1 protein-coding gene is annotated in these 573 nt (G+C 61.9%); it reads right to left on the minus strand.

Features of this window, described 5'->3' with window-relative positions; translation table 11 throughout:
* Positions 1 to 61: 61 nt before the first annotated feature.
* Positions 62 to 573 (minus strand): Gfo/Idh/MocA family oxidoreductase (locus AC1DLB_RS31680; protein WP_477786489.1); only part of this gene is annotated, 512 nt, incomplete at its 5' end.

Consider the following 573-nt stretch of genomic DNA (forward strand, 5'->3'; position numbering starts at 1 on the left):
CATCAATGTTGAATGTGTCGACGTCTTCGCGGGCAAGCCTCGCTCCTACAGGGGTCAGTGGTTAACCGTAGAAGCGTGGGCGGTCTGGCAGGCCGACTTTGACAATCTGGCCGCTGTTCTGCGCCTCGATGCAGGCATCCGCAGCGACGGCGGCGGCGAAACCGTCCCACGCCGATGGCCCGCCGACCTGCCCGGCGCGCACGCCATCGATGAACGCCTGCAACTCGACGTCGTACGCGGCGATGAACCGGTCCTTCCAGTCCATCAGAATCGCATTGGACAGTTTCGCTCCGCTGCGCAGTTGAACCTGCGACGGCTCCGGCAGTTTGGCGATGCCCGTCTCCCCTACCACTTCGCACTGGATGTCGTAGCCGTACTGGCAGTTGACGAACACTTCCACGTCGATGCGCGTGCCCTTGGCGGTTTCCAGCAACACGATCTGCGGGTCTTTCARRTGGGCGTGGGCYTTGCTGGTCTTGCGCGGGAACACCACTTGYACCGACACATAGTCGTCGTCGAGCAACCAGCGCAACACGTCCAGCTCATGGATCAGCGTATCGGTGATCGCCATGT

This window comes from Pseudomonas sp. 05N434, from assembly GCF_056396965.1.